12 protein-coding genes and 1 pseudogene are annotated in these 12,303 nt (G+C 70.6%); 7 read left to right on the top strand and 6 right to left on the bottom strand.

What is annotated here, in order from left to right:
- Positions 1–24 precede the first annotated feature (24 nt).
- Complete coding sequence (locus AB0B29_RS22660; RefSeq protein WP_362242572.1) at positions 25–240, bottom strand: hypothetical protein; 216 nt, start codon at positions 238–240, stop codon at positions 25–27.
- A gap of 136 nt (positions 241–376) precedes the next feature.
- On the opposite strand from AB0B29_RS22660, the gene AB0B29_RS22655 reads away from it, so the two are divergent.
- From AB0B29_RS22655 to AB0B29_RS22635, 5 genes and pseudogenes are all read left to right on the top strand, one after another.
- The gene (locus AB0B29_RS22655) at positions 377–1,000 is read left to right on the top strand and encodes a TetR/AcrR family transcriptional regulator (protein ID WP_362242569.1); all 624 of its coding nucleotides are present in this window, start codon (positions 377–379) and stop codon (positions 998–1,000) included.
- A gap of 123 nt (positions 1,001–1,123) precedes the next feature.
- A pseudogene (locus AB0B29_RS22650) lies at positions 1,124–1,309 on the top strand (MBL fold metallo-hydrolase); the annotation flags it as partial.
- 426 nt (positions 1,310–1,735) lie between these two features.
- Positions 1,736–2,608 (top strand): ABC transporter substrate-binding protein, encoded by an 873-nt coding sequence (locus AB0B29_RS22645; RefSeq protein WP_362242566.1) that lies wholly within the window; start codon positions 1,736–1,738, stop codon positions 2,606–2,608.
- Entirely contained in the window at positions 2,605–3,501 is an 897-nt protein-coding gene (locus tag AB0B29_RS22640; RefSeq protein ID WP_362242564.1) for an amino acid ABC transporter permease, read from the top strand. The genes AB0B29_RS22645 and AB0B29_RS22640 overlap by 4 nt, the downstream gene beginning before the upstream one ends.
- Positions 3,498–4,250 (top strand): amino acid ABC transporter ATP-binding protein, encoded by a 753-nt coding sequence (locus AB0B29_RS22635; protein WP_362242561.1) that lies wholly within the window; start codon positions 3,498–3,500, stop codon positions 4,248–4,250. Before AB0B29_RS22640 ends, AB0B29_RS22635 begins: the two co-directional genes overlap by 4 nt.
- Positions 4,251–4,305: 55 nt before the next feature.
- On the opposite strand, the gene aroQ is transcribed toward AB0B29_RS22635, so the two are convergent.
- A complete protein-coding gene (aroQ, locus tag AB0B29_RS22630; RefSeq protein ID WP_362242559.1) occupies positions 4,306–4,779 on the bottom strand; it encodes a type II 3-dehydroquinate dehydratase in 474 nt (157 codons plus the stop codon).
- Positions 4,780–4,958: 179 nt separating this feature from the next.
- Here aroQ and AB0B29_RS22625 point away from each other — a divergent pair, with 179 nt between their 5' ends.
- Together AB0B29_RS22625 and AB0B29_RS22620 are read left to right on the top strand one after the other, a co-directional pair.
- A complete protein-coding gene (locus tag AB0B29_RS22625; RefSeq protein WP_362243080.1) occupies positions 4,959–6,005 on the top strand; it encodes a S66 family peptidase in 1,047 nt (348 codons plus the stop codon).
- 94 nt (positions 6,006–6,099) lie between these two features.
- Complete coding sequence (locus AB0B29_RS22620; protein WP_362242556.1) at positions 6,100–7,374, top strand: MFS transporter; 1,275 nt, start codon at positions 6,100–6,102, stop codon at positions 7,372–7,374.
- Positions 7,375–7,425: 51 nt separating this feature from the next.
- On the opposite strand, the gene AB0B29_RS22615 is transcribed toward AB0B29_RS22620, so the two are convergent.
- The 4 genes from AB0B29_RS22615 to AB0B29_RS22600 form a co-directional block, all read right to left on the bottom strand.
- Positions 7,426–8,526, bottom strand: a complete 1,101-nt coding sequence (locus AB0B29_RS22615; protein ID WP_362242553.1) for a calcium:proton antiporter — start codon at positions 8,524–8,526, stop codon at positions 7,426–7,428.
- Positions 8,527–8,619: 93 nt separating this feature from the next.
- Positions 8,620–8,922 (bottom strand): hypothetical protein, encoded by a 303-nt coding sequence (locus AB0B29_RS22610; RefSeq protein ID WP_362242551.1) that lies wholly within the window; start codon positions 8,920–8,922, stop codon positions 8,620–8,622.
- Positions 8,923–9,051: 129 nt separating this feature from the next.
- Positions 9,052–10,053: a TerC family protein gene (locus AB0B29_RS22605; protein WP_362242549.1), complete on the bottom strand. Its 1,002-nt coding sequence runs from the start codon at positions 10,051–10,053 to the stop codon at positions 9,052–9,054.
- A gap of 222 nt (positions 10,054–10,275) precedes the next feature.
- Positions 10,276–12,294 carry a TerD family protein gene (locus AB0B29_RS22600; RefSeq protein ID WP_362242546.1) on the bottom strand — a complete coding sequence of 673 codons (2,019 nt, stop codon included), beginning with the start codon at positions 12,292–12,294 and terminating at the stop codon, positions 10,276–10,278.
- Positions 12,295–12,303: the final 9 nt, after the last annotated feature.

Below are 12,303 nucleotides of genomic sequence, written 5' to 3'. Positions count from 1 at the left end.
CGAGTTCTGGGTGGTGGGAGGGGGTCAGTTGTTCAGAAAGCCGAGGATGTGGTCGGCGACCGTCTTGGGCTGTTCGAAGGTGCAGGAAGTGCCCCGCGCCGAGGACCGCCCGACGTTCGTGATGCACAGATCCAGTCCGGCGATGAAACTCGCCGTCGCCAGGAGCGCGAGGATCAGACCGGGCCTTGCCGGCCTGGAAGGCGTCGCAACGTCGGGCGGCGCGCAGGAGCGCGAAGGCATGGGTTGCTCTCCATCGCGCCAGGTGTACACACACCCTGTCCGGTGAGCTCAGGATGGTTGTGTACTGAACAGTCAGAAACCTAGACGGTTCTGTACTGGGTTGTCAATAACGGTGGGTCGGCTTTACCTTCGGTGTATGGCGAGACCACGAAGCTTCGACCGCGACCACGTCCTGCATGCCGCCGAGCGGCAGTTCCGCACCTCGGGGTACAACGGCACGAGCGTCGACGACATCAGCGCCGCCACCGGCCTGGGTCGCGGCAGCCTCTATGCCGCGTTCGACGGCAAGCACGGCGTGCTGCTGCAGGCGATGGCCGGCTACTTCGCCCGGCTGGGGCAGTTTGCGCCGAAGGCGCTCGCCGGACCGGACGAGGGTGCCCTGGAACGACTGCACGCGTACTTGCTCCGCGCCGTCCACGGGGTGCCACTCGCGGCCGACGTACCCCCCGCCCCTGACCGGGCGGCGGCAGCCTGCTTCGCCGCGAAGATGGCCCTGGAGATCGGCGCCTCCGACTCCGAGGTGAAACGCCTGGCCAACGACTGCTTCTCCGTGCTCGCGACGGCGGTGGCCGAGTGCGTGCGTGCGGCGCAGCGCAACGGCGACATCGACCCCGACGCGGATCCCGACGACCTTGCGTACCTTCTGCTGACCATCATCCGCGGGACCGATGTCGTAGGCGCCTACGGCCACAGTTCCGACCGCCTGACCTCGATCGCGGAGAGCGCGTTCGCCTTGCTGCCTCGCCCGCGCCACCACTGAGAAGGGCACGGCCGGCCTCATTGCACAGGCATCTGATGCGGTCGGCCCACTTCGACGCCGCGGAGGCACGGCCCGTAGGTTTACGCGCCGCCGTGACCTCGTGTGCTGTCGCGTGGTGTGGTGTTCACCGGCGGTGTGGGCAACACTCATCAAAATCCCGAGGCGTTCGCCAGCCTCATCCACGACGTCGAGACCAAGATCTTCGACGCCCTCCCGGGCGAGACGTGGGTGCACCCGGGACACGACAACGGCACGTCGCTGGGGGCGGAGCGTCCGCATCTGCCGGAGTGGCACGCGCGCGGGTGGTGAGTGGCTGCGCGCGGCGCCTCCGCAGTGAGTGAGGCCCCCGGTGTTCAGAGTCGGGCGCCTTCGCCAGGCGTTCCGAGTCAGGTCCTCGCGGTGAGTGGGGCGCCTCGGCGTTCCGGATCGGGCGCCTTCGCGATGAGTGTGCGCCGCGCACGCGCCCCGTGTGAATCGTTCGCACGCGCCGGTGTCGCACGTGCGCTCCCCCCATTCGTAGTTGCGCAGTCAACTGGTCTCAGCCCCGCGCAGGATGACGGCTCCTGGGCGGATGGGCCGCCGGCCTGTCGATCCCCGCCCTCGGCCGGCGGCCCGGCGCATGCCGGCACGACGCGAGCGGGGCCCGTTCACACCACCGCAACACCCGTTCCCACTATCCGGACATGTGTTGCCGTGACCTCGACAAACGAGACCCTCGGCTGCCAATCTCCCGCCATGCAATCCGCCCCGCGTGCTCTGCGCCGCGCAGCCGTCGCCGTCGTCCTACTCACCGCCGCCGCCGTGGGCTGCGCTCCGCAGCCGGAGGAAGCGGGCAAGCCGTCGTCCGCCGGCAACGCGTGCGAGAAGGGCGCGTTGGCCACCCGGACCTCGGGCAAACTGACGATCGCCACCGACGAGCCCGCCTACGAGCCCTGGTTCAAGGACGACAAGCCCGCCAACGGCAAGGGGTACGAGTCAGCGGTCGCCTACGCCGTCGCCGAACGGCTCGGCTACGGCAAGGACAAGGTCGCCTGGCAGACCGTCCCCTTCAACAAGGCCTTCGCGCCCGGCGAGAAGACCTTCGACTTCGACATCAACCAGGTGTCCATCAGCCAGGAGCGCAAGAAGGCCGTGGACTTCTCCTCCGGCTACTACGACGTACGCCAGGCCGTCGTCGCGCTGAAGGGCTCCAAGGCCGCGAAGGCGAAGAGCATCGCGGACCTGAGGGGCGTGAAGCTGGGCGCGCAGGTCGGCACCACCAGCCTCGACTACATCGACGACGTGGTGAAGCCCGAGCGGGCCGCGGCCGTCTACGGCAAGAACGACCAGGCCAAGTCCGCCCTGAAGAACGGCCAGGTCGACGCCATCGTCGTCGACCTGCCGACCGCCTTCTACATCACCGGCGCCGAGATCACCGACGCGACGATCGTCGGCCAGTTCGAGAACCAGGGCGGCACCCCGGAGCAGTTCGGTCTCGTACTCGACAAGGGCAGCGCGCTCACCTCCTGTGTGTCACGGGCGGTGGACGCCCTGCGCGAGGACGGCACGCTCGCGAAGATCGAGCAGCAGTGGCTGGCGGACGCCGTCGACGCGCCGGTGCTCAAGTGACCGTCCACAAGGAGGAGCTGGGCTCCGGCGAGGAAGGTGCGGCAGAGAACTACGTCCCGTCGCAGCGGCGCCTGGACCGGGAGCGCCACAAGCGCGCTCGCGCCCGGCGGGCGGCGGCGATCGGCGCGCTCTCGACCGTCGTCACCGCGGTCGTCCTCTACCTGGTCGTCGTGGGCGCACCGGGCTGGCCACGCACCAAGGAGACCTTCTTCGACCCCGGGTACGCGCGCGAGGCGTTCCCGAAGGTCCTCGAAGGGCTGTGGCTGAACGTCCGGCTGCTGCTGGTCTGCGGGGCCGCGGTGCTCGTCCTCGGCATGCTGATCGCCGTCGCTCGCACGCTGCGTGGGCCGGTGTTCTTCCCGCTGCGCTTCCTGGCCGCCGCGTACACGGACTTCTTCCGGGGGCTTCCGCTCATCATCAACCTGATGATCGTGGTCCTGGGCGTCCCCGCGCTGCGGCTCCAGGGGGTGACCGTCGATCCGGTGCTCCTCGGCGGCACGGCGCTCACCCTGACGTACTCGGCGTACGTCGCCGAGGTGTTCCGCGCCGGCATCGAGTCCGTGCACCCCTCCCAGCGCGCCGCAGCCCGCTCGCTGGGGCTGAGCAACCGCCAGGCGCTGCGCTACGTGGTACTGCCCCAGGCGGTGCGCCGTCAGGTGCCGCCGCTGCTGAACGACCTGGTGTCGCTGCAGAAGGACACCGGGCTCGTCTCGATCGGCGGCGCGGTGGATGCCGTACGGGCCGCCGACATCATCGTGGGCCGCAGCCTCAACTACACGCCGTACATCGTCGCCGGGCTGGTCTTCGTGGCGCTGACCATCCCCATGACCCGCTTCACGGACTGGGTGACGGCACGGATGGACCGCCGGCAGGCCCAGGGAGGAACCGCATGAGCGAGACGCCCGTGCTGCGCATGGAGTCCGTCCGCAAGACCTTCGGCGACTCGGTCGTCCTGCGGAACGTCGACCTGGAGGTCGCCCCGCACACGGTGACCGCGTTGATCGGCGCCTCCGGCTCCGGCAAGTCCACCCTGCTGCGGTGCGCGAACCTGCTGGAGGAGATCGACGACGGGGCGATCTGGCTCGACGACGAGGAGATCACCGACCCGCGCGCCGACCAGGACGCCGTGCGTCGCCGGATCGGCGTGGTCTTCCAGTCGTACAACCTGTTCCCGCACATGACGGTCCTGGACAACATCACGCTCGCTCCGCGCCGCGTGCACGGTGTGCCCCGGGCCGAGGCCGAGGCACGCGCGCGTGAGCTGCTGGAGCGGCTGGGGCTGGGCGGAAAGGCCGGCGAGTACCCGGACCGGCTGAGCGGCGGCCAGCAGCAGCGCGTCGCGATCGTCCGCGCCCTGGCCGTGCGCCCGCGGTTGCTGCTGCTCGACGAGATCACCGCCGCCCTCGACCCCGAGCTGGTGGGTGAGGTGCTCACCGTGGTGCGCGGGCTGAAGGACGAGGGTATGACGATGGTGCTGGCCACGCACGAGATGGGCTTCGCCCGGGAGGTCGCCGACCAGGTGTGCTTCCTGGAGGGCGGCGTGGTGCTGGAGCGCGGCACCGCCGAGCAGGTCTTCGGGGATCCGCGGCAGGAGCGCACCCGGCGCTTCCTGCGGCGGATCGTGGAGGCGGGAAGACTGTAGGAGGTCCGGTGGTAAGGGGCGCTCGCCCTGGTCGGCGAGCCTCACCGGAGGCGGCTCACGCGTCCGCCCTGCCCGCCCCGGCCAGCGTCGCGACGCGCTCCACGCCGAACACGTACCCCTGCACGCCGCAGCCCGCGATGACCCCGTCGGCCCGCAGCGATACGTAGGATTGGTGCCGGAACGACTCGCGCTGGTGGATGTTGGAGATGTGGACCTCCAGCACCGGCAGGCCGTCGCAGGTGTTGAGAGCGTCCAGGATGGCGACCGAGGTGTGCGAGTAGGCGCCCGGGTTGATCACGATCCCGCAGTGGTTCAGTCGCGCCTCGTGAATCCAGTCGACCAGCTCCCCCTCGTGGTTGGACTGACGGAAGTCGACCGTGCCGCCGTGCGCGGCCGCCGCCTTGGCACACAGGGCCTCGACGTCGGCGAGGGTGTCGGAGCCGTAGATCTCCGGCTGGCGCTGGCCGAGCAGGTTCAGATTCGGGCCGTTGAGGATCATGATCGGGGCTTGGGCCAGGGTGCGGGGCACGGTTCCTCCGGTCCGTTCGGGGTCGTGCGGCCCTCGGCGGACCGCTGCTCACAGCCGGTCTATCACGGTGTGCCTGCCGCTCTCGCCTCAGTGCATGACCCCGTCCATCACCTTGCGCACGCCGGTTAAACCCGGTGCGCCTTCAGGCTGCCGGGTCGTAGCCTCCCGGCATGACGAGCCTGACCAGCCCGAGCTATCCGCCCAAGCCGTCCCCCGGCGACCGAATCGCAGTGCTCTCGCCCTCCTCCGGCCTGCCGGGGCTCTTCCCGCTCCCCTACGAACTGGGGCTCGAGCGGCTGCGCAAGGAGTTCGGGCTGGAGCCGGTGGAGTATCCGTCGACCCGGACCATGGGCTCCACGCCGCAGGAGCGCGCCGACGACCTTCACGCCGCCTTCGCCGACCCGGGGATCAGGGCGGTCATCGCATCGATCGGCGGGGACGACCAGATCACCGTGCTGCCGTACCTGGACCGGGAGTTGATCCGCGCGAACCCCAAGCCGTTCTTCGGGATGAGCGACAACACGAACCTGCTCGCGTTCCTGCGCACCTGCGGCATCGTCGGCTTCCACGGCGGGAGCGTGATGTGCGAGCTGGGCCGTCCCGGGGCCATGCACCCCCAGACCGCCGAGTCCCTGCGAGCCGCGCTGTTCACCCCGGGACCCTACGAGTTGAGGCCCGCCGAGCGGTGGCGTGACGTCGACCGGGACTGGGCGGACCCGGCGACCTTCGACGCGGAGCCGGAGACCCGGCCCGGTACCGGCTGGACCTGGGTGAATCCCGACCGGGTGGTCGAGGGCCGCAGTTGGGGCGGCTGCCTGGAAATCCTCGCCTGGCTGCTGATGGCCGACCGGGAGGTCGCGCACGACCTGTCCGAGTACGACGGCGGCGTGCTCCTCCTGGAGACCTCGGAGGAGATGCCGAGCGCCACGGAGGTCTTCCGCACCCTGCGCGGCATGGGCGAGCGCGGGCTCCTCGGGCGCTTCTCCGCCCTGCTGATGGGCCGGCCCAAGACCTGGTCCTTGGAGCGGCCCAACGCGCCCGAGGAGGCGGCGCGTTACGCGGCCGACCAGCGTGAGGCCGTCCTTCGCGCCATGCGGACCTACGCCCCCGACACCACCATCGTCTTCGATGTCGACTTCGGGCACACCGATCCGCAACTGGTGATCCCGTACGGCGGCACCGTGCGCGTGGACGGACCCGCCCGGCGCGTCACGGTCACGTACTGAGAACCCCCAGGCCCTCCGCACGCCCCCGTAACCGGTGGTCACGGTGGGTAGTTGACGCGGCATGCACGACGTACGCACCGTAAGGGCACCCTCCATGCCGCGCCTCGCCGCCGCCTCGCTCGCCGGCACGGCCATCGAGTTCTACGACTTCTTCGTCTACGGCACCGCGGCTGCCCTGATCCTCGGGCCGCTCTTCTTCCCGACCTTCTCTCCGATGGCCGGGACGCTGGCCGCCTTCGCCACCTTCGGGGTCGGCTTCGTGGCCCGGCCCCTCGGATCGATCCTGTTCGGGCACATCGGGGACCGGCGCGGACGGCGGCCGGTCCTCGTCGCCTCCCTGCTGCTGACCGGGGCCTCCACGGTCGCCGTCGGCTGCGTGCCGACGTACGGATCGATCGGCGTGATCGCTCCCCTGCTGCTCCTGGTCCTGCGCTTCCTCCAGGGGCTCGGGCTCGGCGGGGAGTGGGGCGGAGCGGTGCTGCTGGCCGTGGAGCACGCACCGGCCCGACGGCGGGTGCTGTGGTCGAGCTTCCCGCAGGTCGGGCCCGCCCTGGGATTCCTGCTCGCCAACGGTGTGGTGCTGGGGCTGTCCTCGACGCTGACCGAGGCGCAGTTCGCCGCCTGGGGGTGGCGGGTGCCGTTCTGGGCAGCGGGGGTGCTGGCCGTCGCGGGGCTGTGGCTGCGGTCGTCTCTGGCCGAGAGCCCGAGCTTCCTCGAGATCGACGACCACGCGCGCGTGCCGCTCCTCGAGGTCGTCCGCAACCACTGGCGGCTCCTCCTGCTGACCGGCGGCGGCCTCGCCATCGGCTACGCGATCTTCTACGCCGTGACGACCTGGTCCCTCGCCTACGGCACGGAGCGGCTCGGGGTGAGCCGCAGCGTCATGCTGACCTGCATCATGGGCGCGGTGCTCGTGAAGGCTGCTCTCACGCCGCTGATGGCGCTGCTCGGTGACCGCTACGGCAGGCGCCCGCTGTGCCTGGCCGGGTGTGCGGCCGCAGCCCTGTGGATGTTCCCGATGGTCGCGCTGCTCGCCACCGGGGCGCCGCTGCCGATGTTCCTCGGGTTCCTCGGGGCGATGCTCGCGTTCATCACGATGTTCGCCGTGATCGCCGCCTATCTGCCGGAGCTGTACGAGCCGCGGGTGCGCTGCACCGGCGCCGCCGTCGGCTACAACCTCGGCGGGGTCGTCGGAGGAGCCCTCACGCCGATCGTGGCGACGGCCCTCGCCGAGCAGGGCGGGCGCGTGCCGTGGGGCGTGGCCGCGTATCTGACGGCGATCGCGCTGTTCAGCCTGGCGTGCTTCACCTTGCTGCCGGAGACGCGCCCGGTGCCGGTGGGCACGGCCGCTGAGGCCGCCGCCGGGTGAGCCCCGGTGGTGCCGGCGCCGTGCGTGGCGGACACCCGTGCTCACGCGCGCCTACGGGTTGATCGCCAGCTCCAGGTACGCCGCGAACAGCACCAGATGGACTCCGCCCTGGAGCGGCGTGGCCCGGCCCGGCACCACGGTCAGCGAGGCCACCACCACGGTCAGGGCGAGCAGCACCATATGGGTGGCGCCGAGGCCGAGAACGAGCGGGCCGGAGAGCCACAAAGACGCGAGCGCCACGGCGGGGATGGTGAGGCCGATGCTGGCCATGGCCGAGCCGAGGGCGAGGTTCAGGCTGGTCTGCACGCGGTCGCGGCGGGCGGAACGCAGCGCGGCGATGGTCTCCGGGAGCAGCACCAGCAGGGCGATGATCACGCCGACGACGGCATGGTGGAGCCCGGCGGCCTCCACTCCCGACTCGATGGTGGGCGAGACACCCTTGGCCAGGCCGACCACGCCCACCAGGGCCAGGCCGAGCAGGGCCAGGCTGATCCGGGCGGTGAGGGCGGTCGGCGCCTCGGCGTGCTCCTCGGCGGTGATGACCTCGCCGTGCCGGGTGATCGGCAGGAAGTAGTCCCGGTGCCGCACGGTCTGCGTGGTGACGAACAGGCCGTACAGGACGAGCGAGGACAGCGCCGCGAAGGTCAGCTGGACGGTGGAGAACTCCGGTCCCGGCTTGCTCGTGGTGAACGTCGGCAGGACCAGGCTGAGCGTGGCGAGGGTCGCGACCGTGGCGAGTGCGGCGCCGGTGCCCTCCGGGTTGAAGACGGCCGTGCCGTGCCGCAGTGAGGCGACGAGCAGGCACAGGCCGACGATGCCGTTACAAGTGATCATCACAGCCGCGAAGACCGTGTCCCGGGCCAGGGTCGAGCTCTTGTCCCCGCCGTCGGCCATGAGGGTGACGATGAGGGCGACCTCGATGATCGTGACGGCGACGGCGAGCACGAGGGAGCCGAACGGTTCACCGACCCGATGAGCCACCACTTCGGCGTGGTGCACAGCGGCCAGGACTGCTCCCGCGAGGACCAGGGTCACCAGGGCGACGACCGCGACCGGCAGATCCCGCCCCCAGGTCAGGACCAGCAGCACGACCGCCAGCACAGGCACCAGGGTCGTCCACCGTCCCGCGAGCCGACTGAGCCGAGCGATCATGACGTGATCGTCGCAGACGGGCAGCGGCTCCGCACTGCGGTCGTACCGAGCCCCGGGAAACACGTACCGAGCCGCCGTGAACGCCCTGAGGAGCTACTTGAGGTCTCGCGCGTCCACGAGGTCGCAGTTGGTGAACACCCGCTCGCCCGTGCTGAGCGCGTCCAGCCGCTCCGCCATCGCGCTGGTCTCCGGGTCGTCATTGTTGAGCATGGCCTCCTCGTACGACTCGAACTCGATCAGCGCCAGATAGCGGTTGGGCTTGTCCCGGTCCTTCAGCAGCATGCTGTGGGTGGGACCGTTCGTGCGGTCGGCGTTGCGTCGGCCCGCCGCCTCGAGTACCTGCTGCATCTCTTCCAGACGCTCGGTCTCGAACGCGATGATCTGCACGAACTTCATGGCGCCTCCAGCCGGCCACGGCGCCCCCGGGCCGGGGAACGCGCTCAGGAAACAAGCAAGCACCGGGACCGGTGGTCGGCAATTCGCGAAGACCGGTCCCGGTGATGGTTGTTCCTACGCCCGACGCGGTCAGACGTCGATGCTGTCCTTCGGAGCGCTTCCGCTGTCACCCTGCGCCGCCTCGGCCGCCGCCTGCTTCTTGGACGCTCGCAGGCTGGTGATCGTGGTGACGATCAGGACGGAGCAGATCACGCCGAGCGAGACCGGAATGCTGATCTCGGGGACATGCACCCCGGACTCGTGCAGGGCGTGCAGCACCAGCTTCACGCCGATGAAGCCCAGGATGATCGACAGGCCGTAGCTGAGGTGGACCAGCCTCTTCAGCAGGCCACCGATGAGGAAGTACAGCTGGCGCAGACCCATCAGGGCGAACGCGTTGGCCGTGAAGACGATGTACGGGTCCTGCGTCAGGCCGAAGATCGCGGGGATGGAGTCGAGGGCGAAGAGCACATCGGTCGTGCCGATCGCCAGCATCACGACCAGCATCGGGGTCATGACCCGCTTGCCGTTCTCCTCGATCCACAGCTTGGTGCCGTGGTACCGGTCCGCCACGCCGAAGCGGCGCTCGGCGGCCTTGAGCAGCTTGTTCTCCTCGAACTCCTCGTCCTCCTCGTCGGCACGGGCCTCCTGGATGAGCTTCCAGGCGGTCCAGATGAGGAAGGCGCCGAAGATGTAGAAGACCCAGGAGAAGCTGGCGAGGATCGCCGCACCGGCCGCGATGAAGATCGCTCGCAGGACCAGGGCGATGAGCACACCGATCAGCAGCACACGCTGCTGGTACTGCGACGGCACCGCGAACTTCGCCATGATCAGGACGAAGACGAAGAGGTTGTCGACACTGAGCGACTTCTCGGTGATGAAGCCGGCGAAGAACTCACCGGCGGGCTGACCGCCCGCGAACAGGAGCAGGCCGAACCCGAAGAGCGCGGCCAGCACGATCCAGACGATCGTCCAGATTCCGGCTTCCTTGATCGACACGTCGTGCGGCTTGCGGCCGATGAAGAAGTCGACCGCGATGAGGGCGGCGAGGCCCACGATCGTCAGGACCCATAGGGTCACGGAAACATCCACTGCGCCTCCGGCAGTCGTAACGGCAAATGTCAGCGTCGTCGCTGCCGGAGGTCTCTTCCACCCAAGGATGGGCCGACGCCCCGGGATCTGGCCTGATCCGTATTGACGGGTACGCCGCAGCAGACAGGGAGTACTCCCCTCCGTGCCGTCAACAGTACCCAATCACCAAGAATAGGTAAAGCGTCTGGCAAAAGAAGGATCAAAATCCCTGGTCAGAGGGCTTTACATGAACTTGGTGCGTGCGGCGGCCACCTGGCTGAGAACCTGCTGGAGGACCTGGCTGCCGGGTGGCACGAGCGTCGGCTCGTACGTCCACGCATGACCGACCCACGGGTCGGCGAGGTGATCGTCCGCCACCGGCGTCAGTCGCAGCAGCGAACGCCACAGGGGGTCGAGCAAAGGCCCGTAACCGGAGGAATCCTCCCGGTCGGCCACCATCATCAGGTGGACGCCGAAGGCCGGGCCCTCGTCGGCGAGGTAGCGCAGCTGGTTCACGGCCCGGTCGTCGAAGCCGTGCGGGAAGTCGTTGACGATCAGGAGCTGCTGGGAGGTGTCGAAGCCGGGCGGGAGGGAGTCGGCGGCGCCGCCCCGGACCGCCATCTGCACCAGGTCGACCCGCTGGGTGAGCCGGCCCAGCACGTCCGCCACGCCGGCGGCTCCGCGCGCCGGCGGGGCCGCGAGCACGCCCGCCTGCACGAGGGGCGCCAGTGCCTGCGCCCCCGAGCCCGCCGCGTCGATGACGTGGACGGTGAACTCGCCGGCCGGGTAGACGGCGAGCAGCCGGGCCGCGTGCGCGACCGCCGTCTCCATGGCGAGACGGCTCATGGCGTGGGAATCGGTGAACGAGCCGTCGGACGAGCCGGCCGCTCCGCTGTCGATCCACAGGCCGCGCTCCAGCGGCAGCCGGACCAGCATCGGGATGCGGATCCGGTCGGCCTCGGGAAGGTGGAGGTCGCCCAGGCGCAGGGCCATGGGGATCTCCATCGGCACCCGGTAGGCGTGCCACACCGGGTTGTCCCAGCGGGCGTACGCCGGCGGCAGGGCCGGTTCCACGACGTCGGCCTCGGCGGCGAGCTGGCTCACATCCCGGTCGAGGGCCTCCTGGGCCTGGGCGACGAGTTCTGCGTGCCGGGTCCGGGCCGCCTCGCGGGCGGCGTCGCCCTGCCCGCCGATCCGGCTGCGCGGGTCGGACAGGACCTGCTCCAGCTCCTTGTCCATGCGCGACTCGGCGAAGTCGACGGCGCTGCGGTAGGCGGCGGTGGTGCGGGCCAGGTCCTCGAACATGCCCCACACCTGGTTGTAGAGCCGCTCTTCCATGGACCAGCCGGTCGCGTCGCCCGCCACGGGCTGTGCGGGCTGCCCGGGGGCGGCCGGGGGCGCGACCGGCGGGGGCGGCGGCGGAGCGGCGTTCTGGCGGCGCGGGTGGCTGTAGTCGATCGGGCCGCCGGCCGTGGGCGCGGACGTCTGGGTGACGGCGTTGGGATCCGGCGCGGCGCCCGGGTACGACGGCTGCTGCGGCCCGGGCTGCCCGGGACCGCCGGGCGTCTGACCGCCGTACGGGGACATCGGTGGGACGGGACCGGGCTGAGGCGCGGTGCCGCCCTGGTCCGGACCGAGGGCGGGGGCCGCTGCCTGGCGGGAGCGGTCACCGTCCGCGGTGCGGGGCGGGGGCGCCTGCACCGAGCGGGCCAGCCCTTGGGCCACCGCGTCGTTGATGCCGCCGGCGAGCTGCTGGGCCTGCGGAAGGCCCTGGTCGGTGAGGAGTTCGGCGAGGCCGCCCGCGTAGCCCTGGCCGACGGCTCGCACCTTCCAGGCGCCCTGCCGGCGGTAGAGCTCCAGGGCCACGACGGCCGACTCGGCCTCCAGACCGGTGATGGTGTAGCTGGCGACCTCCCCGCCGTCGAGACCGGTGACGGCGACGAAGGGGGCCGCCACCGTGCCGAAACGGACCGGTCCCGGCCCCCCGACGGGCAGGGCGAGCAGCACGCCGACCCGGTGGACGGCCTCCGGCACGGCGTCGAGATCCACCGCGAGACGGTGGTCGGCGGCGGCCTGCCGGGGGACCTCGAGACCCGGCTGGGTGGGTGCGCCCGGGTGGGCCACCCACTCCACGCCGTGGATCCGGCCGTTCTCGTCGCCGAGTGCGGCCACGGCCACGACCGGCGTACCGGCCGAGATCCGGATCTCGAGACGGACCTGGGAGAGCGGGTGGTTCTGCCCCCGCACCAGCTCGGCCGTCATCGCCTTGGT

This window comes from Streptomyces tibetensis (assembly GCF_040647715.1).
Taxonomy (GTDB): Bacteria; Actinomycetota; Actinomycetes; order Streptomycetales; family Streptomycetaceae; genus Streptomyces; species Streptomyces tibetensis_A.
This window is presented reverse-complemented; position numbering and strand designations above follow the sequence as displayed.